Source organism: Actinoallomurus oryzae (genome assembly GCF_039541955.1).
GTDB lineage: Bacteria > Actinomycetota > Actinomycetes > Streptosporangiales > Streptosporangiaceae > Actinoallomurus > Actinoallomurus oryzae.
This window is the reverse complement of the sequence record NZ_BAABHF010000057.1, coordinates 39,814-66,093: the sequence shown is the minus strand read 5'-3', so window position 1 is coordinate 66,093 and position 26,280 is coordinate 39,814. Positions and strand designations below refer to the sequence as shown.

30 protein-coding genes are annotated in these 26,280 nt (G+C 71.5%); 15 read left to right on the top strand and 15 right to left on the bottom strand.

What is annotated here, in order from left to right:
- Nucleotides 1–45: 45 nt before the first annotated feature.
- From ABEA10_RS44265 to ABEA10_RS44255, 3 genes are read right to left on the bottom strand one after another with little or no spacing between them, the layout of a single operon-like run.
- A complete protein-coding gene (locus ABEA10_RS44265; protein WP_345474623.1) occupies nucleotides 46–822 on the bottom strand; it encodes an ABC-2 transporter permease in 777 nt (258 codons plus the stop codon).
- Nucleotides 819–2,336, bottom strand: a complete 1,518-nt coding sequence (locus ABEA10_RS44260) for a DUF1349 domain-containing protein (RefSeq protein WP_345474622.1) — start codon at nucleotides 2,334–2,336, stop codon at nucleotides 819–821. Before ABEA10_RS44260 ends, ABEA10_RS44265 begins: the two co-directional genes overlap by 4 nt.
- Nucleotides 2,333–3,199 carry an ATP-binding cassette domain-containing protein gene (locus tag ABEA10_RS44255; protein ID WP_345474737.1) on the bottom strand — a complete coding sequence of 289 codons (867 nt, stop codon included), beginning with the start codon at nucleotides 3,197–3,199 and terminating at the stop codon, nucleotides 2,333–2,335. Before ABEA10_RS44255 ends, ABEA10_RS44260 begins: the two co-directional genes overlap by 4 nt.
- Before the next feature lie 252 nt (nucleotides 3,200–3,451).
- Here ABEA10_RS44255 and ABEA10_RS44250 point away from each other — a divergent pair, with 252 nt between their 5' ends.
- Both ABEA10_RS44250 and ABEA10_RS44245 read left to right on the top strand, forming a co-directional pair.
- Nucleotides 3,452–4,114, top strand: coding sequence for a response regulator transcription factor (locus ABEA10_RS44250; RefSeq protein WP_345474620.1), 663 nt, complete (start codon nucleotides 3,452–3,454; stop codon nucleotides 4,112–4,114).
- Entirely contained in the window at nucleotides 4,111–5,307 is a 1,197-nt protein-coding gene (locus ABEA10_RS44245; RefSeq protein WP_345474618.1) for a sensor histidine kinase, read from the top strand. Before ABEA10_RS44250 ends, ABEA10_RS44245 begins: the two co-directional genes overlap by 4 nt.
- A 60-nt stretch (nucleotides 5,308–5,367) precedes the next feature.
- On the opposite strand, the gene ABEA10_RS44240 is transcribed toward ABEA10_RS44245, so the two are convergent.
- Complete coding sequence (locus ABEA10_RS44240) at nucleotides 5,368–6,636, bottom strand: coiled-coil domain-containing protein (protein WP_345474616.1); 1,269 nt, start codon at nucleotides 6,634–6,636, stop codon at nucleotides 5,368–5,370.
- Nucleotides 6,637–6,974: 338 nt separating this feature from the next.
- Here ABEA10_RS44240 and ABEA10_RS44235 point away from each other — a divergent pair, with 338 nt between their 5' ends.
- Nucleotides 6,975–8,141 (top strand): site-specific integrase, encoded by a 1,167-nt coding sequence (locus ABEA10_RS44235; RefSeq protein WP_345474614.1) that lies wholly within the window; start codon nucleotides 6,975–6,977, stop codon nucleotides 8,139–8,141.
- Nucleotides 8,142–8,229: 88 nt separating this feature from the next.
- On the opposite strand, the gene ABEA10_RS44230 is transcribed toward ABEA10_RS44235, so the two are convergent.
- Together ABEA10_RS44230 and ABEA10_RS44225 are read right to left on the bottom strand one after the other, a co-directional pair.
- Nucleotides 8,230–8,961, bottom strand: coding sequence for a B3/B4 domain-containing protein (locus tag ABEA10_RS44230; protein ID WP_345474612.1), 732 nt, complete (start codon nucleotides 8,959–8,961; stop codon nucleotides 8,230–8,232).
- A gap of 26 nt (nucleotides 8,962–8,987) precedes the next feature.
- Entirely contained in the window at nucleotides 8,988–9,599 is a 612-nt protein-coding gene (locus ABEA10_RS44225) for a LysE family translocator (protein ID WP_345474610.1), read from the bottom strand.
- 68 nt (nucleotides 9,600–9,667) lie between these two features.
- Between ABEA10_RS44225 and pdxR the strand changes: the two genes are divergently transcribed.
- Together pdxR and ABEA10_RS44215 are read left to right on the top strand one after the other, a co-directional pair.
- Nucleotides 9,668–11,158 (top strand): MocR-like pyridoxine biosynthesis transcription factor PdxR, encoded by a 1,491-nt coding sequence (gene pdxR / locus ABEA10_RS44220; protein ID WP_345474608.1) that lies wholly within the window; start codon nucleotides 9,668–9,670, stop codon nucleotides 11,156–11,158.
- A gap of 245 nt (nucleotides 11,159–11,403) precedes the next feature.
- Nucleotides 11,404–12,135 (top strand): dienelactone hydrolase family protein, encoded by a 732-nt coding sequence (locus tag ABEA10_RS44215; RefSeq protein ID WP_345474606.1) that lies wholly within the window; start codon nucleotides 11,404–11,406, stop codon nucleotides 12,133–12,135.
- Between the two features lie 483 nt (nucleotides 12,136–12,618).
- On the opposite strand, the gene ABEA10_RS44210 is transcribed toward ABEA10_RS44215, so the two are convergent.
- Together ABEA10_RS44210 and ABEA10_RS44205 are read right to left on the bottom strand one after the other, a co-directional pair.
- Complete coding sequence (locus ABEA10_RS44210) at nucleotides 12,619–13,500, bottom strand: PhzF family phenazine biosynthesis protein (RefSeq protein ID WP_345474604.1); 882 nt, start codon at nucleotides 13,498–13,500, stop codon at nucleotides 12,619–12,621.
- Between the two features lie 199 nt (nucleotides 13,501–13,699).
- Nucleotides 13,700–13,993: a DUF1330 domain-containing protein gene (locus ABEA10_RS44205; protein WP_345474602.1), complete on the bottom strand. Its 294-nt coding sequence runs from the start codon at nucleotides 13,991–13,993 to the stop codon at nucleotides 13,700–13,702.
- Nucleotides 13,994–14,233: 240 nt separating this feature from the next.
- Here ABEA10_RS44205 and ABEA10_RS44200 point away from each other — a divergent pair, with 240 nt between their 5' ends.
- Nucleotides 14,234–14,587 carry a winged helix-turn-helix transcriptional regulator gene (locus tag ABEA10_RS44200; RefSeq protein WP_285568720.1) on the top strand — a complete coding sequence of 118 codons (354 nt, stop codon included), beginning with the start codon at nucleotides 14,234–14,236 and terminating at the stop codon, nucleotides 14,585–14,587.
- A 231-nt stretch (nucleotides 14,588–14,818) separates the two neighbouring features.
- Here ABEA10_RS44200 and ABEA10_RS44195 read toward each other — a convergent pair whose 3' ends face one another.
- Nucleotides 14,819–15,391 carry a TetR/AcrR family transcriptional regulator gene (locus ABEA10_RS44195; RefSeq protein ID WP_345474598.1) on the bottom strand — a complete coding sequence of 191 codons (573 nt, stop codon included), beginning with the start codon at nucleotides 15,389–15,391 and terminating at the stop codon, nucleotides 14,819–14,821.
- Between the two features lie 55 nt (nucleotides 15,392–15,446).
- On the opposite strand from ABEA10_RS44195, the gene ABEA10_RS44190 reads away from it, so the two are divergent.
- A complete protein-coding gene (locus ABEA10_RS44190) occupies nucleotides 15,447–16,628 on the top strand; it encodes an MFS transporter (protein ID WP_345474596.1) in 1,182 nt (393 codons plus the stop codon).
- A 55-nt stretch (nucleotides 16,629–16,683) separates the two neighbouring features.
- Here ABEA10_RS44190 and ABEA10_RS44185 read toward each other — a convergent pair whose 3' ends face one another.
- Nucleotides 16,684–17,262 (bottom strand): TetR/AcrR family transcriptional regulator, encoded by a 579-nt coding sequence (locus ABEA10_RS44185; protein ID WP_345474594.1) that lies wholly within the window; start codon nucleotides 17,260–17,262, stop codon nucleotides 16,684–16,686.
- Between the two features lie 164 nt (nucleotides 17,263–17,426).
- Between ABEA10_RS44185 and ABEA10_RS44180 the strand changes: the two genes are divergently transcribed.
- From ABEA10_RS44180 to ABEA10_RS44170, 3 genes are all read left to right on the top strand, one after another.
- A complete protein-coding gene (locus ABEA10_RS44180) occupies nucleotides 17,427–17,783 on the top strand; it encodes an SDR family oxidoreductase (RefSeq protein ID WP_345474735.1) in 357 nt (118 codons plus the stop codon).
- Nucleotides 17,784–17,976: 193 nt separating this feature from the next.
- Nucleotides 17,977–18,183, top strand: a complete 207-nt coding sequence (locus ABEA10_RS44175; RefSeq protein WP_345474592.1) for a VOC family protein — start codon at nucleotides 17,977–17,979, stop codon at nucleotides 18,181–18,183.
- Nucleotides 18,184–18,289: 106 nt separating this feature from the next.
- Complete coding sequence (locus ABEA10_RS44170; protein WP_345474590.1) at nucleotides 18,290–18,460, top strand: hypothetical protein; 171 nt, start codon at nucleotides 18,290–18,292, stop codon at nucleotides 18,458–18,460.
- Nucleotides 18,461–18,476: 16 nt separating this feature from the next.
- Here ABEA10_RS44170 and ABEA10_RS44165 read toward each other — a convergent pair whose 3' ends face one another.
- Complete coding sequence (locus ABEA10_RS44165) at nucleotides 18,477–19,130, bottom strand: TetR/AcrR family transcriptional regulator C-terminal domain-containing protein (RefSeq protein ID WP_345474589.1); 654 nt, start codon at nucleotides 19,128–19,130, stop codon at nucleotides 18,477–18,479.
- Between the two features lie 68 nt (nucleotides 19,131–19,198).
- Here ABEA10_RS44165 and ABEA10_RS44160 point away from each other — a divergent pair, with 68 nt between their 5' ends.
- Both ABEA10_RS44160 and ABEA10_RS44155 read left to right on the top strand, forming a co-directional pair.
- A complete protein-coding gene (locus ABEA10_RS44160; RefSeq protein WP_345474587.1) occupies nucleotides 19,199–19,447 on the top strand; it encodes a hypothetical protein in 249 nt (82 codons plus the stop codon).
- Nucleotides 19,444–20,403: a quinone oxidoreductase family protein gene (locus tag ABEA10_RS44155; RefSeq protein ID WP_345474585.1), complete on the top strand. Its 960-nt coding sequence runs from the start codon at nucleotides 19,444–19,446 to the stop codon at nucleotides 20,401–20,403. The genes ABEA10_RS44160 and ABEA10_RS44155 overlap by 4 nt, the downstream gene beginning before the upstream one ends.
- A 92-nt stretch (nucleotides 20,404–20,495) precedes the next feature.
- Here the strand turns inward: ABEA10_RS44155 and ABEA10_RS44150 are convergent, their stop codons facing one another.
- Nucleotides 20,496–21,194, bottom strand: a complete 699-nt coding sequence (locus ABEA10_RS44150) for a TetR/AcrR family transcriptional regulator (RefSeq protein WP_345474583.1) — start codon at nucleotides 21,192–21,194, stop codon at nucleotides 20,496–20,498.
- A gap of 123 nt (nucleotides 21,195–21,317) precedes the next feature.
- Between ABEA10_RS44150 and ABEA10_RS44145 the strand changes: the two genes are divergently transcribed.
- The gene (locus tag ABEA10_RS44145) at nucleotides 21,318–22,451 is read left to right on the top strand and encodes an FAD-dependent oxidoreductase (protein ID WP_345474581.1); all 1,134 of its coding nucleotides are present in this window, start codon (nucleotides 21,318–21,320) and stop codon (nucleotides 22,449–22,451) included.
- A gap of 87 nt (nucleotides 22,452–22,538) precedes the next feature.
- Here the strand turns inward: ABEA10_RS44145 and ABEA10_RS44140 are convergent, their stop codons facing one another.
- Nucleotides 22,539–23,699: an FAD-dependent oxidoreductase gene (locus ABEA10_RS44140; protein WP_345474579.1), complete on the bottom strand. Its 1,161-nt coding sequence runs from the start codon at nucleotides 23,697–23,699 to the stop codon at nucleotides 22,539–22,541.
- A 53-nt stretch (nucleotides 23,700–23,752) separates the two neighbouring features.
- Between ABEA10_RS44140 and ABEA10_RS44135 the strand changes: the two genes are divergently transcribed.
- A complete protein-coding gene (locus tag ABEA10_RS44135) occupies nucleotides 23,753–24,445 on the top strand; it encodes a TetR/AcrR family transcriptional regulator (RefSeq protein ID WP_345474577.1) in 693 nt (230 codons plus the stop codon).
- Nucleotides 24,446–24,507: 62 nt separating this feature from the next.
- On the opposite strand, the gene ABEA10_RS44130 is transcribed toward ABEA10_RS44135, so the two are convergent.
- Nucleotides 24,508–24,798, bottom strand: coding sequence for an ABC transporter permease (locus tag ABEA10_RS44130; protein WP_345474575.1), 291 nt, complete (start codon nucleotides 24,796–24,798; stop codon nucleotides 24,508–24,510).
- Between the two features lie 174 nt (nucleotides 24,799–24,972).
- Entirely contained in the window at nucleotides 24,973–25,233 is a 261-nt protein-coding gene (locus tag ABEA10_RS44125; RefSeq protein WP_345474573.1) for a hypothetical protein, read from the bottom strand.
- A gap of 237 nt (nucleotides 25,234–25,470) precedes the next feature.
- Here ABEA10_RS44125 and ABEA10_RS44120 point away from each other — a divergent pair, with 237 nt between their 5' ends.
- Nucleotides 25,471–26,280 carry an inositol monophosphatase family protein gene (locus ABEA10_RS44120; protein WP_345474571.1) on the top strand — a complete coding sequence of 270 codons (810 nt, stop codon included), beginning with the start codon at nucleotides 25,471–25,473 and terminating at the stop codon, nucleotides 26,278–26,280.

The window sequence follows — 26,280 nt, the reverse complement described above, 5'->3', positions numbered from 1 at the left end:
CACGGCCTGCCAGGGCCAACGGCCGGCTCGAGAACGCGGACCCGTTCAGGCGTCGCCGGTGCGCAGCAGCAGGCCGCCGGCGAGCAGCGCCGCGGCGGCCCATCCGGCGGTCACGCCGAGACCGGCCCAAGGACCGATGGGCAGGTCGTGCAGATCGGTGGTGGCCTGGACGGTGAGCCCGGCGTTCATCGGCCCGATCTGCTGGAGCAGGCGCTGCCAGTGCGGACCGCCGATCGTCTGGGAGAGGATGGGGAACAGGTAGAGCAGGCCCAGGACGATTCCGATACCGGCCGCGGAGTCGCGTACGGCGGTGGCGACGCCGAGGCTGAGCAGGGCGATCAGGATCAGGTAGAGGACCGACCCGACGGCCGCGCGCAGAGTGGGCCCGTCGGCCAGGGACAGGGCCGAGTGGCCGCGCGCGGCCGTGACACCGTGGCCGGGCAGGATGAGCCATCCGGTCAGCAACGACCCGAGGACCGCGACGGTCCCGGCCGCGGACACGAGGCCGGTGAGGGTGACGGCCTTGGCCGCGAGGACCGTGATCCGACGCGGCGCCGCCGTCAGCGTGGTGCGGATCATGCCTGAGCCGAACTCACCGCTGATGATCAGCACGGCCAGGACGGCGACCGGCGCCTGGCCAAGGATGACGCCGATGAGGCTGAGCCTGGTCGGGTCGCCGCCGCAGCCGGCGGACGTGCATGTCACCACCGAGGTCGCCCCGGCGCTCAGGGCCACGGTCGCCGCGATCGCGCCGAGCAGCAGCCACAGCGGGCCGGCGACGGTCCGGACCTTCGTCCATTCCGCGTGCAGGGCCGACCTCATGCGTCTCTCCTGCGGAGGAGGACGGCGGCTACGGCGAGGCTGACCACCGCGTACCCGGCCAGGACGGCGAGCCCCGCCCACGGCCCCAGCGGGTAATAGCCCTCGTACGGCGTGTAGACGCCGCTGACCTGGTGATACCGCACGAGCGTCTGCTGGACGGCGAAGGCCGCAGCCGGTGTCACGCGCGTCAGCCAGTTCGCCACGCTCGCGGGCATGAACGGGATGGCGACCAGGATGTAGGGCAGCACGATGGCCACGATGACGGTGGTGACCGCGCCGGCGCTGTGCCGGAGAACGGCCCCGACGGACAGGGCGATGATCGAGGCGGTCGCGAGCAGCGCCGCGACCCCGAGCTCCACCCGTAGCTCGGTCGAGGACGTCACCGGGAAGATGTACACGCCGTTGGCCCGGGCGAGCCGCTCGCCGAGCCGAACCGCGACGGCCGCACCGGCCAGCCCGGCGACGAAGGTGACGGCTCCCAGCACGGTCGCCTTGGCCACCAGCACCCGGATCCGCTTCGGGCTGGCGGCCAGCGTGACGTGGATCAGCTTCTTCCGGTACTCCGTGGTGATGAACAGCGCCCCCACGACGATCACGGCGATCAGCGCGGCGAACGTGCCGGTGAGGATCTCTCCGAGGGTGCCGCCGGTCGGCAGGGTCACCCGAACGGCGGGCGCGATGTCGCCGGCGCCGGTCACCGTGAAGCGGCCCGCAGATCCCGTGACCGAACCCGACGTGTTCGGCGGGTAGCCGGAAAAGCTCGGGGATTCGGGTCCCACCTGGTCACCGGCCCAGTCGCCACCCGCCCAGCTCCCCTGGACGCGAAGGTCGTCGAAGACGGCCGTGGACACGCTGCCGCTCGTGCCCATGCCGTGCACGGAAGGCGGGGATGCGACGAACAGCCCGCCCTGCGCGGTCGGTCCGAGCCCGCTCACGTGCACGGTGCCCACCGTGGTCCAGTGCGTGCCGTCGGCCGAGGCACGGCCGGTGATCGCGTCGCCCGAGCGATCCAGCCGCAGCCAGCGGGGCGAGGCGGCGGAGACGGGACCGGGGAGGCCGGCCGTGTCGCCGACGTAGTCGTCCTGCATCCGTACGCCGTGGCCGCCGGTCACCATGATCGCCGCGTACGGTGATCCCTGGCGCGTGCTCTGCTTGATGATGAGCCCGGCCTTCGACCACGGCACGACGCCAGGCCGCAGGTCCGCGAGACCCCTGGGAATGCTGCTCCGGAGCGCGGAGACGGAGACCGTGATGCTGCCGTCTCCGGCCAGCGGCCGGTGCACGAAGTAGAAGCTGTCGGTCACCGGTTCCCCGCCCGGCCCGACCGGGACACGCGGTGCGCCATGCTGAACGCTGCCGGCCCCGGTGAGCGCGGCGAACAGCACCAGCATCAGCGCCGCGGCCACCGTGCCGATGACCCACCCGCGGACGGTTCGGAACTTGGTCCACTCCGCGCGCACGACCTGGGCAAGGCCGTTCCGGCCGGAGCGGGACCGTGTGACGGCGGCGGTCACCGCACGACCTCCCCGGACGTCGCCGCGTGGAACTCGACCGCCTCGCGGGTGAGCTCCAGGTAGACCTCCTCAAGGGTGGCGCGGTGTGCCGACACCTCCGAGAACGGCACCGCGCTCTCGCTGAGCAGCGTCACGATCCGGTCCGCGGGCAGGCCGGAGACGGCGATGGTGTCGCGGCCGGTGGGCGCCACGGTCGCGCCGGCGTGCGTGAGCACCCTCGTCGCGTGCCTCCCGGCCGTGGTCCGCAGGGCCACCCGGTCCCTGGAGGCCGCCGCGATCAGGTCGGCGACGCCGGCGTCGGCGATGGCCCTGCCGCGTCCGACCACGACGAGATGGTCGGCGGTGTCCTGCACCTCGCTCATCAGGTGGCTGGAGACCAGCACGGCGCGGCCCTCAGCGGCCAGCGACCGCAGGAAGCCACGCATCCAGATGATGCCGTCGGGGTCCATGCCGTTGAACGGCTCATCGAGCATGATGACCGGCGGGTCGCCCAGCAGGGCCGCGGCGATGCCGAGCCGCTGCCGCATGCCGAGCGAGTAGCCGCCGGCCTTGCGCCGGGCCGCCGAGGTCAGGCCGACCTGCTCGATCACCTGGTCGACCCGCCGTGCGGGCAGGCCCTGTGAATGCGCCAGCCAGAGCAGGTGGTGACGAGCACTGCGGCCGGGGTGCAGCGCCGAGGCGTCCAGCAGTGAACCGACGTGGTTCAGCGGGTGCCGAAGGCCGTGGTACGGCCGGCCCTCGATCAGCGCGGTGCCCTCCTCGACCGCGTCCAGGCCGAGGATCACGCGCATCGTGGTGGACTTCCCGGCCCCGTTGGGCCCCACGAAGCCGGTCACCCGTCCCGGGCGGACGGTGAAGGACATCCCGTCGAGGGCCAGGGTCGCCCCGTACCGCTTGCGCAGTCCGGCGACGACGATTCCCGGGGCGCTCACCGCGGCGGGTTCAGGGTTCGAAACGGATTCATGCCGACGGTTGTACGCGGTGCCCGGTTCCAGCCCGGTCGCAGCGGCTGCGACCTGGTTGCGACCGGGGATCTGGCATCGTCGGGGCATGGCACCTCGACCCGACGGCCGGTTCGGCCGCCCGGCCCGTACGACGACGGGCGGTGAGTGGCGGTGAGGATCCTCGTCGTCGAGGACTTCGAGATCCTCGCCCGCTCGATCGGTACCGGGCTGCGCCGCGAGGGCATGGCCGTCGACGTCGTCCTCGACGGAACCGCCGCGCTCGACCGCCTGTCCGTCACCCGCTACGAGGTGGTCATCCTCGACCGCGACCTGCCCGGCGTCCACGGGGACGAGATCTGCCGGCGGCTCGCCCACGGCCGCTGCGAGACCCGCGTCCTGATGCTCACCGCCTCCGACACGATCGAGGACCGCGTCGACGGGCTCAGCCTCGGCGCCGACGACTACCTGCCCAAGCCGTTCGCGTTCGCCGAACTGGTCGCCCGCGTCCGTGCTCTGGCCCGCCGCGCCACCCCGCCGCTACCGCCCACCCTGGCCTGGGAGGACATCACCCTCGATCCGGCCCGCCGCATCGCGTTCCGGGCCGGCCGGCGCCTTCGGCTGAGCCCCAAGGAGTTCGCCCTGCTCGAGTGCCTGCTCGCCGCGCCCGGTCTGGTCATCTCCGCCGAGGAACTGCTCGAACGTGTCTGGGACGAGGCCGCCGACCCGTTCAGCAGCGCCGTCAAGCACACCATGCACCGGTTGCGGGCCAAGCTCGGCGACCCGCCCGTGATCGAGACGGTCCGCGAAGGCGGCTACCGCATCGGGTCGTCATGACCCCCTCGCCCACCCGAAGGTCCCTGCAGACGCGGCTCGCGCTGGCGTACGCGGCGGGCATCTACGCCGCCGGGGTCTTCGTGCTCGTATTCGTCGACGTCCCGCTCGCCGGCGTCCAGTCGACCACGCCCAAAGGCCATCCCTCATCGGGCACGATCACCGGAACGGAGGACGGGGTCGGCCTGCCGCAGCTCCTCATGGGATCCGCCGTCGCCCTGATCGCCTTGATCCCCGTCGCCCTGGCTCTCGGCTGGTTCGTGGCCGGCCGGTTCCTGCACCCGCTGCGCGCCATCACCGCCACCGCCAAGGTCATCTCCGCCGGCGACCTCCACCGGCGCCTCGGCCTCGGCGAGCCCGCGGACGAGCTCACCGAGCTCGGCCACACCCTCGATGACCTGTTCGCCCGCCTCCAAGCCTCCTTCGACGCCCAGCGCCACTTCGTCGCCAACGCCTCCCACGAGCTGCGCACTCCCCTCGCCGGGCTGCGCACCCTCCTCGAAGTCGCCCTCGCCGACCCCGACGCCGACGCCGCCACTCTGCGCGCGGCCTGCCAGGAGGCCCTCGCTCTCGGCGGGCACCAGGAACGGCTCGTCAAGGCACTGCTCGCCCTCGCCACCAGCGAACGCGGGATCTCTCGCCGGCACACCCTCGACCTCGCCCGGCTCACCGCAGAGGTGCTCGCCTCCCGCCGCGACCGGGCAGCAGAGACAGGCATCGACCTCGTCGAACACCTGACGCCCGCGGTGACGGCCGGGGATCCGCGGCTGGTCGAAAGCCTCATCGCCAACCTCATCGACAACGCCGTCCGCCACAACCACCCGGGCGGGCACGTAGAGGTCACCACCCGGACCTCCGGCACGCAGGTGACCTTGACGGTCGGCAACAGCGGGCCGGTCATCCCCGACGACCAGGTCCAGCGGCTCTTCCAGCCCTTCCAGAGACTGGCGCCCGACCGTAACGGCCGCCACGATGGCCACGGTCTCGGCCTCGCCATCGTCGACGCCGTCACCCGAGCTCACCACGCCACCCTCACCGCCGGCGCACGCCCCGAAGGCGGCCTGTCCATCACCGTACGGTTCGCGCACGCGTCTCAGTCGCGGAGCGCGACGGCGCAGGGGCCGCGGTGCGATGGCCCGGACGCGGGGGCGAAAACGCGCCGGCGACCTTCACCGCGTACGAAGCGGCGCCGCTGACCCGGCATCGGATCCGGCGTTCCTGCCGGTGTTCGTGGCCTCATGGCAGGTTCGTCACCGTCATACCGCTTCTCCCCCGGGCGCAGGAGTGCCGGAGTGCCGGGCGCTGATGGCCAGCAGTGCGCGGCCGAGTGCGCGCGCCTGCTCTCGGGTGTGACGATCCTCGACGCCGCGGAGCAGGATGTGTTCACCGTCGGTCACGACCGTGCCGTCTTCGACGCGAACGCCGGGCCGGCCGCCGATGTCCTCCAGCGGCGGCAACTCACGGGCCTGGCGGGCGGCGGTCTCGGCGGTGCGGGCGCGTTGTTCGGCCACGGCGGCGCGTTCACGCTGCGCGGCGGCATCGGCCCGGGCGGCGGTGAGCTCCTCTTGGAGGAACCGAAGTTGAGTCCGGTGACCGCCTTGGGCGGCGGCCAGGTCGGTGCGGGCCTGGTCGCGTTCGGCGGTCAGGCGCTCGGCGGCCTGCTGCGCGGCTTGGACGTCGCGTCCGGTCCTCTCGATCTCCCGCTCGGCACCCGCGAGGCGGCTGGAGAGATTCTCGATGGCGGCGGTGTCGTGAGCGTGCTGCCGGTGGGCGGCCGTCAGGTCGGCGGTGGCCGCCTGCAGCCGCCGATCGCGCTCGTCGAGTTCGGCGCGTAGCGCCTCGATCCTCTGGTCCGCGTCGCGGAGCCTGACGGCGAGTTCGTCGCGGTCGCGCCGGGCGGCGTCACGTTCCTCGCGGGCCTCCTTCTGCCCGGCCAGGGCGTGGTCGCGTTCGGTTTCGGCGGCGCCGCGGGCGGCCTCGTGCTCGGCGATCGACTCGGTGGCGCGTTCGGCGATCGCGGCCACGCGGCGTTCGGCGTCCTCGGCCGCGCGGCGGGCGGCGAGCTCGGCGGCCTGCCGTGCCTGGACGGCCTCCCGCGCGGCCGCGCGGGCCTGGTTCTCGCGGCGTCCGGCCTCGGCGGCGGCGGCCTGCGCGGCGACGGCCTCGGTGTGAGCCTCGGCCTGCTCGCGTTCGGCCGCCTCGACCCGGCCGGTGAGGTCGCCACGGATCTCGTCGGCCAGCCGCAGCAGTTCGGCGATCCCGGGCGCGATGCGCTCGTAGGTCTCCTCGAAGCGGCGCAGCGCCCCGTCCGTACGGGTGACGGCGGCACGACGGCGCAGCTGGGAGGCCCGGTCGGCATGGGCCTTGCTGCAGAACTTGGGCGGCTGACCGCCCTTACGCCGCCCCAGCGCGTCCACCGCCGGCGCCGGTGCCGGGTTGTCGCAGGTCTCCCATTCGTTCAGCGCGCACCGCCACGCGTCGGCGGCCTCGTCCTGTTCCGCGCCGGTCACCACGTCCTCGTCCATGATCGAGAGTGTCTCACACTTGCTTTCGCGTGTCGCGTTATTGGTATCACGACCCGCGAAAGCGATACTGCTTCGTCCATGAAGCTTGGCTTAATGAGGAATTAAGCCAAGCCTGCCTCCTCTGCGACGCTACGATGCGGATGGCATCACACGGCTGCGAGCGCGCGTGGGAGGCCGGGCGAGGGGCGGTTCGATGTGGCGAGGGCGGGAGCGAAGGTGGGTATGAGCGACCGCGACGGTCGATGCGGACCGGTCCCGGGTGAACCCTGCCGATGCCTTGGCACGCCGACGGGCAGCGAACACCTCCCCCGCTCCCCCAGGGCCCTGGATGTGACGGCGTGAACCCGCAGGATGCGACCTCGGCCGTGCCGGCCGTCCTGCCTGCGCCGGCCGGTGAGCGGGCGCCGATCCGCTCCGCGGCGCCGGCACTGGTGCCCGCCGACCCGGACCACCAGCTGTCGGAGGACGCGGCGGCGCTGGTGGCACGAGGCCTGGCGGCCAACACCCGGGCCGCCTACGAACGGCACTGGGCACCGTTCGAGCGCTGGTGTCACCTGCGCGGGCGTACGCCACTGCCCGCGACCGCCGCGACCCTCGCCGAGTACGTGCACCACCTGACCCGCACCACCACCCAGTACGGCGGGCCGCCCAGCGCCTCCACCATCAACCACGTGCTCGGCTGCCTGCAGGCCGCCCACAAGCACGCCGGGCAGGTCTGCGACGTACGGCTCGCCCGGCTCGCGCTACGCGCCTACCGCCGCGACGCCAACGCCTCCGACGGTGACATCGCACCCCGGCGGCGTGGCCGGCGCCGGTCGGCACCGATCGCCGTGGCGCAGCTTCGCTCACTGGTGCACGCGATCCTCACCGCGGTCGCCCAGGGCACGGTCCACCCGGTCAAAGGCCAGCGCGACCAGCTCGCTCTCGTGCTGGGGTTCGCGATGGCCGCCCGCTCCGCCGAGGTCGCCGCCCTGAACATCGCCGACCTGGCGTTCTCCGACCGCGGCCTGACCATCACCGTCCGCTCCTCCAAGACCGATCAGGACGCGGCCGGCGCCACCGTGCGCATCAAGTACGGCCGCCGCCTGGAGACCTGCCCGGTCCGGCTCACCCAGGCGTGGATCGACACCCTCGCCGCGCACGGCATCAGCAGCGGACCGCTGCTACGCGGCGTCGACGCCCGCGGCCGTCTGGCCGGGACCCCCCACTACGCCGGCCGGACGCCTCCCGACGGCCGCCCGGCACCGTTGACCAACACCGCCCTGAACGACCTGCTGCGCACCGCCGTACGCCGGGCCCGTACCGCCGACCCCGAACTGGCCGACCCTGAGGACTACTCCTGGCACGGCCTGCGCGCCGGATTCGCCACCGCCGCGGCCGAAGGCGGCGCCGCCCCCAGCGCCATCGCCGACCACGGCCGGTGGAAGGGCCTGCTCATGGTCATGCACTACTGGCGCGGCGGAACCGCATGGAACAACCACGCCCTCGACAAGGTCGACCTGTAGCGCGGGAGCCGCGCGCCATGGGACGCCGTCAGCGCAGATGCGGGTGAGGATGCGGGCGTGCAACTCGTCTTCGAGATGCACGAGGAGTTCAGCGGTGCGTTTCGTCTCTGGCTCCGCTCGGCTGGACGGCGAAGCCGAAGCGCGGCGCGGGACGGCTCAACGCCGCGGTCCGTACCGTGGTCGGCCAGACGCTGCTCAGCGCCTCCGACAGCGTGGCGATGAGACGTGGGACGTCGGTGGCCGCCGAGGCATGCACTCCCTCGGCGATGATCAGGACTGTGCCGGTCGTGTCGCGGACGGCAGAGTGCCCGCTCTGCCGGTTCGTCCATCGCCGGGCGTGCGCGTGCCCGGCGGCGTCGACGAAGGTGACCTCTCCCGGTTCCGGGTTCTCCGGCTCGCCCGACAGTGTCAGGTAGTTCTCGTCGCCGGCCGCGTGCCGGACTTCGAGATGCCCGGAGATCCTGTCGACGTCCAGCGCGGCCACCGGGATCGCGAAGGCGAGCGAGATGGCGTTGCAGAGGTCGACCAACGGATGAATCCGTGGCAGGGCGCCTTCTTTGCGGAAGCGTCGCAGCAGTGACTCCGAAGCGCATCGGTACCGCGTGGGCTTGAGCCCCATCTTTGAGAAGGTGCGCCGCCAGGCCTGGATCTCGGGCAGGTCGGCCTCCGTGCCCGCTGCGAGCCGCGCCTTGGCGAGCGTGGTGAACGCCTCGATCCGGGGTTCGACGACCGCGTCGGCGGTGATCCCCGTGGCGACGAGCACGCCGCCGACGAGCTCGGGGTGGTCGGACCAGATCTCGTCCGAATGCTGGAAGTACATGTTCGGGTCCGTCGTGGCGCGCGCGGTCATCGGGCGGCCAGCGCGAGCTTGGCGCCGAGGGCGACGAAGGACCCGGCGAAGCCCCTGCGCAGCCAGGCCATCAGCCGCGGCCGCGCGGTCACGTGGTCCCGCACCGAGGCGGCGAAGACGCCATAAGCGGCAAAGATCGCCAGTGTGACCAGCATGAAGACGGCGCTGAGTTCCAGCATCCGTAGCACGTGGCCCGGTTCGCCGGTGTCGACGAACTGCGGCAGGAAGGCGAAGAAGAAGATCGTCAGCTTCGGGTTGAGCAGGTTGATCAGGACGCCGGAGGCGATCACGCGTCCGGCCGGGCGCGGCGCGGTTTCCTTCTCGGCGACGATCGGATCCGTGTCCTTCAGCGTGGCCCACGCCATGTACAGCAGGTAGGCCACCCCCAGGTATCTGACGAGCTGGAACGCCGTTGCGCTGGTGTGCAGCAGCGCCGCCATGCCGGTGATCGCCGCCACCATGTGGGGAACCGTGCCCAGCGTGCATCCGATCGCGGCGACGACGCTCGCACGGCGGCCGTGCGACAAGCCCGCCGACAGCGTGTAGATCGCCCCGGTGCCGGGCGTGGCGACCACGACGAGCGTGGTGGCCAGGAACGCGATGCTCAAGGCGGCTCTCCTGACTGTTGCGGTGATGGCCGTTCTCGTGACCGGAACTCTGCCGCCACAATGGCCCGATGGACAGGTCCAATGAAGACCTCTTCGAGGGGTCCATAACAGCGGGCTCGGATTTCCTCCAGCTGAACGTCGAGGACGCACCCGCCGGTGGGCTGTCCGAATGGCTCGCCGACCGATTCCGGTCGGCGATCTACGACGGCCGCCTGACCGTGGGAAGCAGGTTGCCTGCGAGCAGGGTGCTCGCACGGGACCTGAGCGTGTCTCGCGGCGTCGTCACCGAGGCGTACCAGCGTCTGAACGAGGAAGGCTACGTCGCGGGGCGCGGCCGGAGCGGAACGATCGTTGTCGGCGCTCCGGGACGAACGCCCCCGGCGCGGCCGCGGCCCGTTCCAGCGGGTGCGACGGCGACGGACGCGGTGTTCACGGCGCCGCCCGGCGTCGAGGCCTTCGACTCGCTGCGGGCGGCCGCGGCAAGGATCGACCTGTCACCTGGCGTGCCCGACCTGGCCGCCTTCCCGCGGGCCGCATGGCTGCGCGCCGAACGCTCACTGCTCGCCGGCCTGGCATCTTCCGCCCTCGGATACGGGGATCCGCGAGGATCCCTGGCGTTGCGCGCCGCCGTGGGGAACTGGCTGGCCCGCAACCGCGGGATCCTCGTCGACCCGGCAGATGTGATCATCACCGCCGGCACCGCTCAGACGCTGGGACTGTTCGCGGAGGTGCTCGTCGAGACCGGGATCCGCGAGGTGGCGGTAGAGGATCCCGGATCACTGGGTGCCCGCCAGCATCTGCACAACCGGGGGCTGGCCACCCCGCCGGTGCCGGTCGACGCCGACGGGATCGATGTCGACGCGCTGCGCGCGACAGGCGCACCGGCTGTCATGCTCACCCCCGCACATCAGTTCCCGACCGGCGTGGTGCTCGGCGGCGACCGGCGCCGCGAGCTGATGCGGTGGGTCGATGAGGGCGGCCTGATCATCGAGGATGACTACGACGCCGAGCACCGTTACGACCGGCCTCCGGTTCCGGCGCTACGGTCGACACTCGGCGAGCGCGTCTGCTACGCCGGGAGCGTGTCCAAGCTACTAGCTCCGGCGCTGAGGATCGGATGGTTTCTCCCGCCGCCGCGGTACCGCGACGCCGTCGTGGCCGCCAAGCGATTCGCCGACCTCGGGAACGCAGCGCTGCCGCAACTGGTACTGGCCCGCCTGATGGAATCGGGAGAGATGGAACGCCATCTGCGACAGCTGCGCAGACGCCACCGCCGTCGCCGAGACGCCATGATCGATGCGATCGGAGCCCAACTACCGGACGCGACGGTGCACGGCGCCGCGGCGGGCCTGCACCTGACGATCACCTTCAACGCCGACTTCTGCGACATCGACCTCGCCGCCGCGTCGCTCGCACGCGGGGTGAAGGTACAGCCGCTCTCGTGGCACCGGCAGTGCCCCGGCCGCCCCGGGCTCGTGCTGGGCTACGCCGCGAGCACTCCGACCGCCATCGGCGAAGCCGTGGCGGTCATAGGCGAGGCACTACGCCGCGTGCGCTGACGGCTCCGCGGGGCGCCCAGTGCGGCCTTTCAGGCAGAGTGGCTCCGTGGCGTCCGGCCACGGAGCCTCCGCAAAAGCCGTTGGCGGACCATGGTGACCACTGCTACCTTTCCGGAGGCCGTGCCGGAGAACGAGGAGGTGGTACCCGTGAACGCAGTATCGACATGGGTGCTCCCCTCTGGGGTCACGGTCGGGCGTTAGGTCGTCCGGGAGCGCCGTTCAGAGCACTCCCGAAAGGCACGACCATGCGATTCACCTCCGAGCAACGCCTCGACGGCGGCGTTCTCGAACGCGAATTCACCCTCGGCGAGATCCCCGGCATCCTGTGGACACCCGCATCCGCATCCGCACCGGCGCCGCTGATCTTGCTCGGCCATCCCGGCGGACTGCACAAGATACGCCCCCGGCTGGTGGCCCGGGCCCGGCACTCGGCGGAGCACGGCTTCGCCTCGGCCACCATCGAACTCCCCGGGAGCGGTGACCGGCCTCGCTCTGCCGTCGCCGAGCAGGCCCGCGCCGACGTGCGCCGGGCGGTAGAGGCCGGTGAGCCGGTCGACGAGGAGATCGTCGACCGGCTCATCCTCCCCCTGGTCGAAAAGGCGGTGCCGGAATGGCAGGCCGCTCTGGACGCCCTCCTTTCGCTGCCCGAGATCGGCGGCCCGGTCGGGTACTCGGGCGGAGTGATCGCCATCGGCGTCCGGCTGGCGGTGGTCGAGCCGCGCATCTCGGCCGCCGTTCTGTTCGCCGGGAGTTTCGTGCCCCGCGCCACGTTCGAGGAGGCCCGGCAGGTCACCATTCCGCTGCATGTCCTGCTGCAGTGGGACGACGAAGGGAACGACCGGCAGGCGGCCCTGGACCTGTTCGACGCCTTCGGCACCAAGGAGAAGACGCTGCACGCCAATCTGGGCGGGCACACCGGCGTCCCGCAGTTCGAGGGGGACCCCGCGGCCCAGTTCTTCACCCGGCATCTGAGCTAGTCGCCGAGCGCGCAGTACGGCGGGTTCGCCCTGCCGTACTGCGTCGAACTCAGAGGCCTGCTGTTGGTGAAGCGCCGTGGTGCCGGTTCACGAGCCGATCCACCCGGCGGCAGGGGCTGCCGTCCTCGGAGTGATGGCCGGTCGAGGGGTTTTGGCGGTAGCTCGGCCGGGATCAAGACGCTGACCCGATTGGTCAGCGAGGTGCGTCGGGCTGAGAACGCCCGGCTGTACGGGCTGCCGGCCGAGCGGACCCCGGCCGAGACCGCCGCGGCGTTCCGGTGCCGTTAACGCCCGTGTCACAGGCCGCAAACGAGAGCGGCGCCGGACAAGCCCGAACCGCCGTCGCCGCCAAGCTGCGCGTCTCCCGATGGACACTCAGCCGCGCCCTCGGCACCGCGTCCCGCTGACGCCCGCCACCGGGTGCCAACGCTTGACCGCAGCGGACAGCCCCAGCCACATGCGCGGATCGCAGAGGAGGACGGTCTAGTTGTCGCCTCGGTGTCCGTCGCGGACCACCGCTGACCCGCCGACCCGGGTCGTGATGCCCGCCGGTCCGCGTCGGGCCGAAGCGAGCACGCTGGCCGGTCGACCGAGGGTGTCACCCTGCTCCACCTCGATCGCGACCGTCTGTGCCCCTGTCGTGTCGAGCAGGTGGGCGGCCAGGCAGCCGGTGCTGTTGGCGTTGGCGACGTCCTCGTCGACACCGATCGCCGGCGCGAACATCCGCGCCGCACCCGGTCGGTCGCCCACCGGCGGCGCGTACACGAAACAGCCGAGGAGCCCGTACCGCCGGCACGCCGCTGTCAGCCTGCCGAGGTGCGGGTGGACTCGGAGCAGCGCCGACCGGTCGTGGACCGGTACCAGCATGCGTGGTGCGCCGGGCGCGGCGATCCGTGGCGCGTCGGTCGGATGCGGGTCGTCCGCGGTGAGCCCGAGCGCGGCGACGATCGCGGCGCGCTCGTCCGGTGCCGGGTGACGCAGCGCGACGAGGCCCTGGTCGAACCACACCTCGATGCCGGCGGGGCGGCGGATCGCGACGGTGTCGAACGTGCGCCCGCCGGTGTGTTGGCGGTCGTTCAGCTCGCCCACCGCGGTGCGGGTCAACCGGACGGCCTGCGCGGCAACGGTGCCGTGGCCGCAGCCGGACAGTTCGGCGGTGGCGGTGAAGAACCGGACCGGCCGGCCACCGTCCGGCGTCCGCCCCGGGCCAAGGAACGCCGCGTGCGAGGTGCCGGCCGCAGCAGCGACCGCACGCCGGTCCGCGTCCGTCGCCGCCGGGTCGTCGTCGGTGACGGCCGTGGGGCTACCGCCCCGGCCGTCGCGCCGCACGCACGCCTCGACCACCGTGATATCCGGCCAGGACATCGACCCACCTCTGACGCTCAACTGACGCTCAACGAACCGGCGACCGCGAACGGCGTCCGCCGATAGCCGGGCCTGCCCGCGACGGCCGACCGACCACGCCTTCACTACTTGCCTAACTTGCCTTAACTTCATCCAAGCCGCTGACCTGCGCAAACGCTTCACAACCCAAGATAACGGCAGCGATGGCCGAGCCCGTCGGTCAGTCGATGCCTTCGATGATGCGGAAGTCGCGTTCGACGCTGTCGGAGAGGACCACCAGCGCCTTCTGGTATGCCTCGCTCTCGTATGCCGCGACGGCCTGTTCGAAGCTGTCGAACTCGATCAGAATGACGCGTTGCGTGTTTCCGGCTTCGTGGGCGACGACTCGGCTGCCACGGGACAGGAGCCGCCCGCCCCCAGCTCGGACGGCCGGACCGGCCAGCTTGTCGTAGGCAGTCAGCTTCTCAGGGTCGGAAATGGCGCGGTAGACACTGACCCAGTAGCCCTTAGCCATGAAACCTCCTGTGTTCGGCCGGACATGTCCGACTTTGAATCGACGCTCAGATTGCTCGATCCCGGCGACGGAGCACCGGACGTCTGTGAGGACGTGCTGATACGGCCTGGTTCGGCTCTGCCACCCGCGGCTGCCGGGTTCGCGTCCAGGCGAAGTCTTCCTCAGCGCTTCGGAAATCGAATCGACGGGCACACGATAGTGTGTCGGATATCGAAGCAGCAAGAGGGGACGGTACGACGGATGGCGGCACCCAGGCCGGGACGGGCGGTTCGAGGGTCGAGCACCGGCCGGCCACTGATGGCCGCCCTCGACCTGTTCGGCCGTAGGTGGAACCTGCGGATCGTCTGGGAACTGCGACACGGACCGGTCGGCTTCCGTGCGCTGCAGGAGCGCTGCGACAACATGTCCTCCAGCGTGCTGCGGCAACGGCTGACCGAGCTGCTCGACGCCGCCCTCGTCGAGCAGCATCCGGACACCACCTACGCCCTCACCGAGCTGGGCCACGGCGTCCACCGCGCGCTGCGCCCGCTCGTCCGGTGGTCCGCAGAGTGGGCCGCGACCCTCTCCGCCGCCGGTTCCGAAGACGCCCGCTAGCGCTTCTGATATCGAAGCGCTAGCGTCATTCGGCCCCAGCGGTCACGGATCTCCCGGGAATGCTCATAAGCGGTCTTGGGTCGGGACAGATAGTCCGACGCGCACCTCCACCTGCTCGGTTGCTCGTCGGTGGCGTCGGCCATCGTCGCCGCCTTGAGAGCGGCCGGCAGCGCCGGGGCGGCGGTGTGGTAGGTGGCCCGGCCGGCACCGAGCTCGGCCGGATCTCCGACGTTAGGCCCGGGCGAGGAGGCGGCGGGCGGCGTCACGCGCGTCCTGCCCCGCGGCCGGGGTTCCGTCGATTGCGGTGACGACGCTGGCGCCCTCGATCAGCAGCAGCAGTTGCCGTGCCACCGCCGCCGGGTCGGTGAGGCCCAGGCCGTCCAGCCGGTCCTCCAGCAGCGCGCGGTACCGGACGAGGTGGCGGCGCGCGATGGCGGCGACCTCGCCGTTCGCGCGGGTGTCGGTGGCGGTGTTGACGACGGCGCACCCGTGGTAGCCGGGCCGCGCGAACCAGTCGATGAGGAGGTCGAAGACCGACAGCACCCGTTCGGGCCCGGGGGGCGCGGACGCCGTCTCGCGGTCGAGCCAGGCGTGGATGCGGTCGCTGTACTCGGCGAGCATGGCCTGTACGAGCAGTTCCTTGGACGGGAAGTACCGGTACAAGCTGAGTTTGGACGCGCTCGCCCGCGCGGCGATCTCGTTGACGCCGACGGCGTGGACGCCGCGCTCGTAGAACAGATCTGCGGCAGCTCCCAGGATCCGGGCGCGGGTGGCGGCCTGGCCCGCCGTCATCGTCTCGGCCATGACCCCACGATACCGGGTTGTACTGTCACAGTACAGAACTGTACTGTCTTGCCGTATGGACGATCAGGTGCCGATACGGCGACTCTGGGCGGCGGTTCTCTGCGGCTACCTCGCGCTCGGCGCGACGCTGCAGGAACTTCCCGGATACGTGACCGACGACATGGGCCGGGGCACCGCGGCGGCGGCGCTGGCCGTCGGCACCGCTTTCGCCGCCACCGCGCTCGTCCGCCCGTTCGCCGGACGCGCCGGGGACGCCGGACTGGCCCGCCCGGTGGTGATGGCGGGCGGCGCGCTGACCGCCGCCGGCGCCGCAGGCCATCTGCTCGCGCCGAACCTCGCAGTGCTGCTCACCGCCCGGCTGGTCATGGGCGCGGGCGAGGCGGCCCTGTTCTCCGGCGCCCTGCCCTGGGTCCTCGCCGGGGCCACCGACGACCGGAGGGGCCGGCTGACGGGATGGTTCGGGCTGTCGATGTGGGGCGGCCTGTCCGCCGGACCCGTGCTCGCAGTCCTCATTCACCGGCTCGGCGGCGCGGACGCCGTCTGGTGGATGGTCGTGGCCCTGCCACTCGTGTCGAGCGCCCTCGTCGCCACCACCCGTTCGCGGCAGGAGCGGCGGCCGGCCTCCTGGCACGACCTCCTGCCCGGCGGCGCCGGGCTGCCGGGGCTGTGCCTCGGCCTCGCCGCCTATGGCTACGGCACCCTGACCGCTCTGCTCGTCCTCTACCTGGGCGACCGGCACATCGGCGGACAGCAGGCGGGGCTGGCGCTGTTCGCCGTGCCGTTCTTGCTCGCGCGCTCGGCGGGCAGCCCCCTGGTGGACCGGTACGGCGGCGCCGCCGTCGCCCGGATCGTCCTGCTGGTCGAGGCGGCAGGCCTCACCCTCCTCACGGCCGCGGCGTCCGAACCCGCCGCGCTCGCCGGCGTCGCCGTCACCGGAGCGGGGCTCGGCCTGGTCTACCCCTGCACGACCACGATCACCCTCGGCCGTACGGGGGCGCTGCGGCCCGGCGCGGCGGTCGGCACGATGACGTCCTTCTGGGACCTCGGCATCCTCGCCGCCGGACCGCTCGGTGGCCAGATCGCCGCGCACCTCGGATACCGGACGGCCTTCGCCGCCGCCATCGCCGCGGCCCTCGGAGCCTTCGCGACGGCTGCGGCCCTCCGCCCTCGCCGCACGTTGGCCCGCGAGAAGGCCGAGTGCGCAATCACCGGTAGCCCCGGCAGGTCGTCCTTGTGACGTACGAGGTCCACTTCAAGCGCCACGGCTGGGCACAACCGACAACGTCCGCGGTTCAGGTTGTCCGTGGGGCGCCGTAGCGCAGGCCGTCGAAGAGGAGGGCGGTGATCTGGTGGGCTTCGCCCAGCCAGCCTTCCGTGGCGCGCATCCCGCAGATACCGCCCAGGGCGCGCAACAGGGTGGGGCCGGTGACGCCGTCGCGGACCGTGCCGGCCGCGGTGCCCGCGTCGAGCAGTTGGGTGAGGGCGTTCGCCATCCGGGTGCGGGCGGTCTCGAAGACCGGTGAGTCCGTCGCCATGATGCTCTCCAGGGCGACCGACATCCCCTTCCCCACGGCCGCGTGGTCCACGAGCAGGAGCAGGAAGCGCCGTAGGGCCTCGTCCGGGGGGTGCCGGTCCAGGAGCTTGGAAGGTGCGGCGCACAGGTCGTCGACCTCCTTGCGATAGACCTCCTCGATGAGCACTTCGCGCGTCTCGAAGTGGCGGTAGAGCGTCCCGACGGCCACGCCGGCGCTGCGGGCGATTTCCTCGACGTGTGCGTCGGCGTCGCCGCCGAGGAACGCCTCCCGCGCCGCGGCCAGGAGCGCCTCGCGGTTGCGTCGCGCGTCCGCGCGCAGCGGGCGTGATGACGACAACAGAGCCTCCATAAGGTGAGTCCGGTTCCGCTTGTGTATCGTTTCCGGAGTCCGGTTCATCTTAGGGAGGAGATGCCCATGACGATCGCAGGCGAAGGACTGGACGGCCTTCGCGTGCTGGTCACCGGCGGCAGCCGCGGCCTGGGCGAGGCGACCGTCCGCCGATTCGCCGCAGCGGGCGCGATCGTGCTGACAGCCTCCCGGAGCAGGCCGAGGGAGGGCGCCAACACGGCGAACTGGCCACCGAGGTCGGCGAGCACGGGGTGCGCGTGGTGTGCGTCCTGCCCGGCTTCGTCGTCACCGACGGCACCACCGCCCACCTCCAGCACATGGCCGACCAGCAGGGCGTCACCACCGCCGAGATCACGCGGCAGATCGTGGATCACCTGCAGGTCTCCATGGGCCGCCCCGGAGACCCCGAGGACGTCGCCGAGATGATCGTCTTTCTCGCCTCCGGCCGCGCGAAGTGGCTCACCGGAGCGCAGTTCCGCGTCGACGGCGGCATCATCCCGACCGTCTGAGCACCGACCGGCAACAAGAACAGGACCCCCATGCCCATCACCCTGGCCTCTGTGATCATCGACGCCGCCGATGTCGAGGCGGAGAGCGCCTTCTGGCACCGGCTGCTCGACGGCTCGATCACCCGCACACCGACCCACCACTTCATCCAGGCGCCCGGCCTCCCGGTGATCGTCGTCCAGTCGGCCCCCAGACATGTCGCCCCGAAACTGGCCGGACGGCACCTCCCAGCAGATGCACCTCGACTTCGGCGTCGACGACCTCGCGACCGCCGACCGTACGGCCACCGAAGCCGGCGCCACCCGACTGCGGCCCACCGACGACGTCACCCCGGAAACCCGCACCGGCAGCCGGGTCTACGCCAGCCCGGCCGGACACCCCTTCTGCCTGCGATCGGCCTGAGACCGCCGCCGTTCGCCGCGCCGTACCTCGTGGCCGCCGAGGGCGGTGAGGGTCTCGTTGGGTTCAGCCATATTGCGGGCGAATCGGTAGTGGTTGGATGCCCCGCATGAGCGTGGACATGGACGTGGCCAAGGTGCTGGCCGAAGTCCAAGAGCACTGCGTCGAGACGTTGGGCGAGCGTGATGGTCCGCGGATGGCGGCGCTGGCGCGACGCGGCTACCGGATCGCTCCGGCCGGTGAGGACACCACGCCCGCACGCCGACCCGTCTTGCCCTGAGTGATGACCGGCAAGCTCAGCCAGTGCCAGGCCGCGGCCCGCTCGAGGTCGCGGCAGGACCATGGATGATCTGTTCCAGACAATCGCGGAACAGATCGTCGACGGTGCGGCCGGGTTGGAAGTACTCGGCCACGCCGGCCGTCACCGTGGGGTACGCCGCGGCGTACGCGTCCATGTCGAAGCCGTCCAGGGCGTCCGCGTCGGGGCGGCCGACCTGTTCCTCCAGAACGAAGCCGACGGTGAAGCGCAACACCGTCAACACGATCAGGCGAGCCTGCCGCAAGGGAATGTCCCGCCCCACCAGTGTGCTCATCGCCAGTTCGGAGATGGCGGCCATCTTGAGGGACAGCTGGGAGGCCGCGATGATCCGGGCTCCGTCCGGGTGGGCCAGCAACGCGTGCCGCAGGCGCCCGGCCAGGCCGATCAGCCAGTCCTGCCAGCGCTCTTCCGGCGCGGGTGACGCCAGCTCGGGGAACTGCTGCTCAAGGATCGCCTCGGCGATCGCGGTGACCAGCGCTGCCTTGTTCGGGATGTGCCAGTAAAGGGTCGGCGACCGTACGCCGAGCCGGGCGGCCAGTTTGCGCGTGGTCACGCCGTCGAGACCCTCGGCGTCCAGTAGCGCGACGGCCTCGGTGACGATCCGCTGCTTGTCCAGAGCCAATTCCGGCACCTCCCTTCCAGACCCTATCAGTGATAGAGTCCTCTATCAGTGATAGAGAGCGCCCATGGGAGGCAACGATGAGACACCGGCACTCACTCCGCGACCTGCTGCACTGGACGACCCATCGCATTCCGGGGATTCCCGCGCACATCGAGCGGCCGGCCGGCCACCAGGGCCAGGCCCGCCACGGCCATGGGCGGCGGCACTCGCTCACGCATCACCGTTCGCACCACCACGGGTTCAACCACTCTCCGGCCCGTCCGCCTCGGGTCCTGGCGGCGTGGCAGACGCGGATCGCCCGCTTGTTCGGTCAGGATCTGGGATGAAGGCGGCAGTGCTTCACGAGGCCGGCGGCATCCCACGCTATGAGGACTTCCCCGATCCGGTGCCCGGCGACGGCGAGATGATCATCGATGTCAAGGCGGTCGCCGTCGAGAACGTCGACAGGGCGATCGCGGCCGGTACGCACTACGCCGGCGAGCAGTACATCGGCCGGTTTCCGGTGATCCCTGCCTTCGACGGCATCGGCGCCCTCCCGGACGGAACGCTCGTCGGGTTCGGCGACATTCGCCCGCCCTACGGCGCGCTCGCCGAGAAGGCCGTGGTGCCTCAGGGCTCCTACGTGCCGATCCCCGACGGCATCGACCCGGCCGTGGCGACCGTGATGGCCTCGGCCATCACCGCGATGTCGATGAAAGCGGCCGCGGGGTTCGTTCCCGGGGAGACGGTGCTGGTGCAGGGCGCCACCGGGGTCGCCGGGCGGCTCGCGGTCAAGGTGGCCCGGCTGCTGGGCGCCGGCCGGATCGTCGCCACCGGCCGAGACGACGACCAGTTGCGCGAGGTACGGGTCATCGGAGCCGACACGGTGATCAACACCGCGGTCTCCGACGAGGTGCTTGCGCAGGCGTACCTCGATGCCAGGGGCGACGGCTACGACGTCGTCGTGGACTACCTGTGGGGCAGGCCGAGCGAGATCCTGCTGCGCGCGCTGGTGCCGCGGTCGTTCGCCTTCGGCAAGCCGACCCGGGTGGTCCAGATCGGCGAGTCGGCGGGCGCTGAGCTCGCCCTCGCCGCGTCGAGCCTGCGCACCTCCGGTGTGGAGATCTACGGCGCGGCCAAGGGGCTCGACCCGCAGACCATGGACGAGGCGTACCAGCAGATCGTGACGTGGACGCGGTCCGGCGAGCTCACCTTCGACGTGGAGAAGGTCCCGCTGAGCGACATCGAGACCGCCTGGCAGCGAACCGACCTCAAAGGCAGGCGACTCGTCGTGATGCCATGACCGGCCCGCGCCCACGACACACCCAGCGATGATCAACGGTCCGCGTTCCGTCGCCGTCCCCACCGGAAGATCCGGACGCGGCGGAGGGCCGGTCAGCGCAGGGTCGCGATACCGGCCAGGAAGATGTCGACACCGGCGAGGAACTGTTCGCGGTCGTCGTGTTCGCGCAGTCGCGTCGCCGCCTCGTGCACGAACGGGTACCGGCCGGGGTCCAGTCGGGCCCATTGCGTGGCGGCGGCGGTGAGGAAGGCGTCTCGATCGGTGTCGCCGCCGGCGAGATATCGGGTGTTGGCGGCGTTCTGCGCGGCGACGCCGAGGATGTAGTTCACGAGCGTCCCGGCCGCGTCGAAGCGCGCTCTGGCGGGGACGCCGAGTGCGTTCAGCAGCCGGCCGATGTTCTCGTAGAACTCCAGCAGCACGGGCCGCCACGGCTGCCGGGAGAGTTCAGCGCCGACCCAGGGGTGCGCGTCGATCGCGTCGAACAGGCCGAGCGCGAGCCGACGCAGGGCCTCCGGCGGGTCCGCATCGACGACCACGCCGGCCAGGACACGGGCGATGACGTCGTCGGTGGCCGCCGCGAGCAGGTCGTTCCTGTCCGCGACGTGATGGTAGATCGCTCCGTAGCCGGTGTGCAGGCGACCGGTGAGCGCGCGCATCGTCAGAGCGGTCTCGCCGCCCTCGTCCAGAAGGTCGGTCGCGGCCTGGACGATCGCCTCCCTGGACAGCGCCTCCGCGCGCCGCGGGCTTCGCGGAGTCCTCCCCGCGGTCCCCTGCGTAGATCTCTTCGCCACAAGCACCAGTATGACACCGATGGATTGCCGCTCCAAAGGTGCGCTAGCCTGAAATGGATCGTTAATCCAACGAGCGATCCAACGCATGATCCAGTGCGGATCCAGCGGGCTTGGGAGGAAACCATGACGACACCGGTCACGATCATCGGAGCCGGTCTGGGCGGCCTTGTGCTGGCCCGGGTGCTGCAGGTGCACGGCATCACGGCCACGGTCCATGAGGCCGATCCCTCACCGGACGCGCGCCGCCAGGGCGGCCTGCTCGACATCCACCCCTGGAACGGCCGGCCGGCGCTGGAGGCGGCCGGCCTGATCGAGGAGTTCCGCAGGCTCATCCTGCCCGGCCGCGAGTCCTACCGTGTCATGGACCAGACCGGGACCGTGCTGCTCGACATCCCCGACGACGGCACCGGCCGGCGCCCCGAGGTGCCGCGCGGCGCGCTGCGGCGGCTGCTGCTGGACGCGCTTGCGCCCGGCACCGTCCGGTGGGGGCACAAGGTCACTCGCGTGCGGGGCCTGGGCGAGGGCCGTCATGAGGTCGGCTTCGCCGACGACACCAGCACTGTCGCGAGCCTGCTCATCGGCGCTGACGGCGCGTGGTCGCGGGTACGCCCGGTGCTGTCGGCCGCCGCTCCCGAGTATTTCGGCGTCTGCAGCGTGGAGACGTTTCTGTTCGACGGCGACACCCGCCATCCCGCCGCCGCGGACGCGGTCGGTGCCGGATCACTGTTCGCGCTCGCGCCGGGCAGGGGCCTGCTGGCACATCGGGAAGGCGGCGGGACGCTGCACGCCTACGCGCAGCTGAGGAAGCCCCAGGACTGGCTCGCCGACCTCGACGCTGCCGATGCCGCGACCCTGACCGCGCAGGTCGCGAAGGAGTTCGACGGCTGGGCCCCCGAACTCACCGCTCTGATGACCGACAGCGACACTCCGCCGGTACTGCGCCGTATCTTCACCTTGCCGACCGGGCACCGCTGGGACCGGGTGCCGGGGGTGACCTTGCTCGGAGACGCCGCCCACCTCAGGCCGCCGAACGGTGAGGGCGCCAACCTGGCCATGCAGGACGGCGCCGAGCTGGGCCGGGCCCTCGCCGCGCACCCGGACAACGTGGAGGCTGCGCTCTCCGAGCACGAACGCGGCATGTTCGCCCGCGCCGCCGCCGTAGAAGCAGGCGACGACGACATGTACGCGATCATGATCGATGGCGACGCACCCCACAGCACGATCGCCCTGATGACCGGTTCCCGGCAGGATTCGTGACTCATGGGGTGGCTGCCCGGCCGCGATCCTCACCCGGCCGGCGCGCTTCAAAGAAGTCGTCAGCGCCGGTGCTCTCGCGCTCGGCCGTCAGGCCGGCTGGACTTCGTCGAAGAGGGCGATGGCTTCGGCGGGGTCCGGGCTCACGAGGCGTTCCAGACCCGCCGTCGTGATTTTCGCCCATCTTCCGGCCCGCGCCCACATCTGTTCCTCGAAGGCGCGAACGGCCTCATCGAGATCTCCAGGGCCGGAGGCGGCGGCGACGGACTCGGCGAGTTCGGCGCCCTCCAGCATCGCGAGATTCGCGCCCGCCCCCAGCGGGGGCATCAGGTGGGCGGCGTCGCCCAGGAGCGTCACCCCGGGTACGTGGGTCCAGGTGTGGGACACGGGCAGGACGTAGAGGGGGCGGTGAACGAAAGCGGTGCCGTGGCGGAGGAGATCGAGGACGGGAGCGGCCCAGCCGTCGAACAGAGCCGGCAGGCCTGATCGCACGGCCTCGACGTCGGCCAGGTCCAGGTCCGCGTGCCCGATCAGGCCCATGTGCCGCTCCAGGTTCGTGTGCCAGTCCAGCGGCGCGCGGAACTGGGCGTACGCCTTGACGTGGCCGCCGCTGTTGCGCTGGGCGACGATGGCGCGGTTCACGCCGTACACGGCCAGGGAACCGTCGCCGATCAGCCGGGCGAGATCGGGATGGCGAGTGTCGACGTCGTCCAGGGAGGTCTCGACCGCGGTGATGCCGGTGTAGTGCGGCGTCGCGGGTGAGACCGCCGGGCGCACTCGGGACCAGGCGCCGTCCGCGCCGATCACGAGGTCGAACGCCTCCTGCCGCCCGTCCGCGAACCGGACCAGCACGCCGTCCTCGGTCTCCGGCACCACCTCCGTCACGTCCCGCCCCCACTGAACGTCCAGAGGGCCGAGCAGCAGGTCACGGAGTTGCCCGCGGTCGATCTCGGGATGGGCCTGGTCATCTGGACGGGCCGGCCAGTCGCGGAGGACGGTCCCGTCCGTGTCCAGGATGCGCATGGCCTGCCCCTCGGGACGGGACAGCGCCTGGAACTCCGCCAGCAGCCCCGCCTTTTCCAGCGCGAGCTGGCCCAGCTTTTCGTGCAGGTCCAGCGTGCCGCCCGGGGGACGGGCGTCGGGGGCGGGATCGCGTTCGAGAACGGTGACGGGGTGATCATGGCGGTGCAGGACGCGGGCGAAGGTGAGGCCGCCGGGGCCACCCCCGACCACGGCGATACGGTGTCTCATGTCGATACACCGTATTGGGGCATTACGGTGTATTGCAAGAGTACGGTGTAACCATGTCTGTATGGGACCGACCGGAGCCGCCGACTCGCCCCGCGCCGCTCGACCGGGAGCGAATCGTTGCCGCCGCCGTCGCGCTGGCCGACGAGGGCGGGCTGGATGCCGTCTCGTTGCGTAAGGTCGCGGCCCGGCTGGACGTCGGCCCGATGCGGCTGTACGGATACATCTCCACCAAGGAGGAGCTGTTCGACCTCATGGTGGACGAGGTCTACGCCGAGATCCTCCCCGAGGAGCAGCCCGGTGACTGGCGCGAGGTGCTGCGCATCCGCGCCCACCGCACCAGGCAGGCCGCCCTCCGTCACGAATGGCTGGCCGACCTGCTCGGCGGCCGTCCGACCCTGGGACCGAACGCCCTCGCCGTGACCGAGGCCACGCTGGCCGCCCTCGACGGCCTCAGCGACCTCGACACCGTCATGCGCGCCGTGGAGACCGTCGGCGCCTACCTCACCGGCGCGATCAGACGCGAGATCGCGAACCTGCGGGCCGAGCGCGACACGGGCATGTCCAAGCGCGAATGGCAGCGCGCCTCCGGCCCGCATGTGAGGAAGATGCTCGCCACGGGCCGCTTCCCGGCGCTGAGCAAGGCCGTGTACGACGGCACGGAGGTGGACGCCGAGGTGTCCTTCGCGACCGGCCTGGACTGGGTCCTCGACGCCGTGGCCGCCAAACTCACCCAGCCGCCGACGTGAGCAGCCGCGCAGTGTGGGCGTTGTGACCCGGCAACGCTTCAGTGACGGTCTCTCAGCCTGCCTCAGGCGACCTTCCGGTGACAGGTGACCATCGCGAAGGCGTACGCCACGACGAGGATGCCGGCGCACCAGGCGAGAGCGATCCAGATGTCGTCGCCGGGCGGCCGCCGGGCGAGCAGGTCACGGATCGTGTTGACGATCGACGTCACCGGCTGGTTCTCGGCGAACCGGCGCACCGGGCCGGGCATGGTCCCGGTGGGCACGAACGCCGAGCTGATGAACGGCAGGAAGATCAGCGGGTAGGAGTACGCGCCCGCGGCCTCGACCGACGCCGCGGAGAAGCCCACGATCACGGCGATTCGCGATCAGCGAGGTCAGCACGTGTGCCCACAGGACGCCCGACCGTGCGATCGGCATGGACCGGAGACGCTCGAAGATCCCGCTCTTCAAGTCCATGAAGAGGCGGAACGTGGTGTAGGAGATGCCTGACGCGATCGTGATGAGCAGGATGCCGGGCAGCGTGTAGTTCACATACGAGTCCGAGCCCGTGTCGACCGCGCCGCCGAACACATAGACGAACACCAGCATCCGAGCTCCTCGACGGCCTGCCACACCTCGAGCCGCGCCTCGGGGTCGAGCCCGGTCGTCGGCTCGTCCAGGAAGATCACCGGCGGATTCCCGATCAGGCTCATCGCGAAGTCCACGCCTCGCAGCACCTGCAGCCTCCCGTACGACTTCTCCAGACCCCGCACGCGAATCGCCGGGCCGGCGGCCGATTGCGCCGTCATGAGCGGGTACCCGTCGTGCGCGCCTCGTACTGCCGCCATCTCCGCTCGTCGCCGAGGTCGGCGACGACCTTCTCGATGAACGCGGTCATCCCCTGCCTCCTTCGCGGATCTGGCAGAAGGATGGAGGGTCGCCCCTGCGTCAAGGTCAAGACCAGCGGCCCGCAGGCGACGGGCGGGTTCCGCCTCCCGTGGTGGCCACGGCGGCTCGACCGGGTCCGAGGCGACTATCCTGCGCGAATGCTCAAGGCGGGGACGGACGTCGAATTGGCCGTGTCGGCAGCGCAGGCGGGAGCCGCCGTGGTGCGCCGGATGTACGGGGAACCGCTGGCGCGGTTCGAGAAGTCGGCCGGTGACTTCGCCACGGCCGCCGATCTGGCGGCGGAGAAGGCCATCCTCGACCTCCTCCGGACCGCCCGGCCGGACGATGCCGTGCTGGGTGAGGAGAGCGGCCGTACGGGCACCGACGGCGCGGAGCGCATGTGGCTGGTCGATCCCCTGTGCGGCACGTTGAACTACGCGGTCCGGAACATGCTGGTCGCGGTGAACGTCGCCCTGCGCGTGGGGTCGCAGATCACGGCGGCGGCATCGGCCGATCCGTTCAACGACGAGGTGTTCTGGACCGACGGTGAGCGCGCCTGCGTCCGCCGCGACGGCGCGGACGCGGAACTCACGCCGTCACCGGACTCGCACCTGGTGGACGTCAACCTCGATCCGCCGTTCCCGAACGCACCGCGCTTCCGTGCGGTCCGCCTCCTCGCCGACGCCGAGTTCGCCGAGCGGTTCCGGCCGCGTGTCGTCTCCACCACTCTGGCGGTGGCCTGGGTGGCGGCCGGCCGGCGAGCCGCCTACGTCACCGACGGCCACCTGCGTGACAGCGTGCACTTCGCCGGCGGGATCGCCCTGTGCCAGGCCGCCGGCTGCGTCGTGACCGGAATCGACGGCCGGCCCCTGCACACCGGTGCGGGCGGGCTGGTCGTGGCCGCCGACCCGGAGACGCACGCCGCGCTGCTGAAGATGATCGGGAATCAGGTCTCGTCCGACCGGTGA

What these genes read in the sequence shown, in the direction of transcription:
- pdxR (WP_345474608.1), top strand. Translation starts at nt 9,668, where the DNA reads ATGGACAGGTCCAATGAAGACCTCTTCGAGGGGTCCATAACAGCGGGC.
- ABEA10_RS44210 (WP_345474604.1), bottom strand. Translation starts at nt 13,500, where the DNA reads ATGTCCTGGCCGGATATCACGGTGGTCGAGGCGTGCGTGCGGCGCGAC.
- ABEA10_RS44195 (WP_345474598.1), bottom strand. Translation starts at nt 15,391, where the DNA reads ATGGCCGAGACGATGACGGCGGGCCAGGCCGCCACCCGCGCCCGGATC.
- ABEA10_RS44160 (WP_345474587.1), top strand. Translation starts at nt 19,199, where the DNA reads ATGAGACACCGGCACTCACTCCGCGACCTGCTGCACTGGACGACCCAT.
- ABEA10_RS44265 (WP_345474623.1), bottom strand. Translation starts at nt 822, where the DNA reads ATGAGGTCGGCCCTGCACGCGGAATGGACGAAGGTCCGGACCGTCGCC.
- ABEA10_RS44200 (WP_285568720.1), top strand. Translation starts at nt 14,234, where the DNA reads ATGGCGGCACCCAGGCCGGGACGGGCGGTTCGAGGGTCGAGCACCGGC.
- ABEA10_RS44190 (WP_345474596.1), top strand. Translation starts at nt 15,447, where the DNA reads ATGGACGATCAGGTGCCGATACGGCGACTCTGGGCGGCGGTTCTCTGC.
- ABEA10_RS44205 (WP_345474602.1), bottom strand. Translation starts at nt 13,993, where the DNA reads ATGGCTAAGGGCTACTGGGTCAGTGTCTACCGCGCCATTTCCGACCCT.
- ABEA10_RS44215 (WP_345474606.1), top strand. Translation starts at nt 11,404, where the DNA reads ATGCGATTCACCTCCGAGCAACGCCTCGACGGCGGCGTTCTCGAACGC.
- ABEA10_RS44240 (WP_345474616.1), bottom strand. Translation starts at nt 6,636, where the DNA reads ATGGACGAGGACGTGGTGACCGGCGCGGAACAGGACGAGGCCGCCGAC.
- ABEA10_RS44155 (WP_345474585.1), top strand. Translation starts at nt 19,444, where the DNA reads ATGAAGGCGGCAGTGCTTCACGAGGCCGGCGGCATCCCACGCTATGAG.
- ABEA10_RS44245 (WP_345474618.1), top strand. Translation starts at nt 4,111, where the DNA reads ATGACCCCCTCGCCCACCCGAAGGTCCCTGCAGACGCGGCTCGCGCTG.
- ABEA10_RS44145 (WP_345474581.1), top strand. Translation starts at nt 21,318, where the DNA reads ATGACGACACCGGTCACGATCATCGGAGCCGGTCTGGGCGGCCTTGTG.
- ABEA10_RS44120 (WP_345474571.1), top strand. Translation starts at nt 25,471, where the DNA reads ATGCTCAAGGCGGGGACGGACGTCGAATTGGCCGTGTCGGCAGCGCAG.
- ABEA10_RS44140 (WP_345474579.1), bottom strand. Translation starts at nt 23,699, where the DNA reads ATGAGACACCGTATCGCCGTGGTCGGGGGTGGCCCCGGCGGCCTCACC.
- ABEA10_RS44170 (WP_345474590.1), top strand. Translation starts at nt 18,290, where the DNA reads ATGAGCGTGGACATGGACGTGGCCAAGGTGCTGGCCGAAGTCCAAGAG.
- ABEA10_RS44125 (WP_345474573.1), bottom strand. Translation starts at nt 25,233, where the DNA reads ATGACGGCGCAATCGGCCGCCGGCCCGGCGATTCGCGTGCGGGGTCTG.
- ABEA10_RS44255 (WP_345474737.1), bottom strand. Translation starts at nt 3,199, where the DNA reads ATGTCCTTCACCGTCCGCCCGGGACGGGTGACCGGCTTCGTGGGGCCC.
- ABEA10_RS44135 (WP_345474577.1), top strand. Translation starts at nt 23,753, where the DNA reads ATGTCTGTATGGGACCGACCGGAGCCGCCGACTCGCCCCGCGCCGCTC.
- ABEA10_RS44175 (WP_345474592.1), top strand. Translation starts at nt 17,977, where the DNA reads ATGTCGCCCCGAAACTGGCCGGACGGCACCTCCCAGCAGATGCACCTC.
- ABEA10_RS44230 (WP_345474612.1), bottom strand. Translation starts at nt 8,961, where the DNA reads ATGTACTTCCAGCATTCGGACGAGATCTGGTCCGACCACCCCGAGCTC.